This window comes from Absiella sp. AM09-50 (assembly GCF_003433845.1).
In the GTDB taxonomy this organism is placed as follows: domain Bacteria; phylum Bacillota_I; class Bacilli_A; order Erysipelotrichales; family Erysipelotrichaceae; genus Hoskinsella; species Hoskinsella hominis.
On sequence record NZ_QVFI01000073.1, the window covers coordinates 1 to 870 of the forward strand.

Sequence of the window (870 nt, forward strand, 5' to 3'; positions counted from 1 at the left end):
AGCAACGGCACTTCCAGCCACCGCACCAGCCACACCGCCCGAAATACCGCCAGCACTTACCGCCCTTGCAATACGGTGTTCCATACGCCTAGCCCTATGTCGCATAAACAGATACGGTCTGCGGAAAATTCTTCGTCCCATGCTTTGACTGTCATTAGCGTTCAAAGAGAACATACTCATTAAATCGCCCAGCTTCATGTAGATACCAGCGAAACATACTATCTGCAAGAACGCTACCATAAAGAACGGGTAATCTTTGGAGATGTTATAAAACATACTGGAAATGCTGAACGCCACCGTTACAATGAGCGTTATGCCTGCCCGTGTCATTATGGTATTAAACACCCTTACGATTGCCTGCTTTGCCATGCTTTCATAGCTCGGTATCATGGAAAGTAAAAAGCTGATAGGTAAAAACATTGCAAAGATAATAAAAAGTATCTGGCTAAACAACATCATGCCCGTAAGCAAGAATACAAATATCGTGATACCTAAGTTAAAGAACAAGAGGAAAAACACCATACCTAAACGGTTTACCACCTGCGGTATCGTCAGATTGTTGTTGTCGTTGTCCTCGATTTCTGTTTTCACGACTTCCTCTCTGGTTTTCCCGTCCTCGTCCTCTGGACTTGCCGATACAAGAGCGACCACACGGTCTGCCCCGATTTCTTCTGCGTTGCTGTTCCCGAATTGTAAGAGTAGCCACGGCTGTTCCACTTGAATAGAAAATAAGCTGTCCCGTATCAAGTCTACGCTGTCCTTGCCCTCGCTGTCAGAGTTGGGGAGCATGATTTTTGTTCCCAAATCAAGTGAAGCGGTACTGATGTCTGATGAAAATTCATTTATCTTCTTGATGTAATCGGGAGCATA

At 45.1% G+C, this 870-nt stretch carries 1 protein-coding gene; it reads right to left on the reverse strand.

Annotated elements, in window-relative coordinates; genetic code table 11:
• A partial coding sequence (locus DW114_RS21130) for a CD3337/EF1877 family mobilome membrane protein (RefSeq protein ID WP_394336435.1) occupies positions 1 to 870 on the reverse strand: 870 nt, incomplete at both ends.